This window comes from Mesorhizobium sp. M1A.T.Ca.IN.004.03.1.1, assembly GCF_003997555.1.
In the GTDB taxonomy this organism is placed as follows: domain Bacteria; phylum Pseudomonadota; class Alphaproteobacteria; order Rhizobiales; family Rhizobiaceae; genus Mesorhizobium.
The window spans coordinates 1-228 of sequence record NZ_RZTV01001249.1 but is presented as its reverse complement, the minus strand read 5'-3'; the positions used below and the strand labels follow the sequence as shown (position 1 = coordinate 228).

General features: G+C 63.2%; 1 protein-coding gene. It reads left to right on the top strand.

Annotation, left to right across the window (positions count from 1 at the left end; genetic code table 11):
- A partial coding sequence (locus tag EOD29_RS35705; protein ID WP_127248953.1) for an LLM class flavin-dependent oxidoreductase occupies window positions 1–228 on the top strand: 228 nt, incomplete at both ends.

Sequence of the window (228 nt, the reverse complement as noted above, 5' to 3'; positions counted from 1 at the left end):
GACAAGACGAAGATGCATCGCCTTAACCACAAGGGTCGCTTCTTCCGAATCGAGGGGCCGCTGAATATCGGCCGCTCGAAGCAGGGCCAGCCCGTCATCTTCCAGGCACGTGCTTCGGATTCCGGCATCAGGCTTGCCGGCAAGCACGCCGACGCCGTCTTCACCAACGGCGGGCCGTTCGAGGAGGCGCAAGCCTTCTACCGGCAGCTGAAGGACAGCGTGATCGCC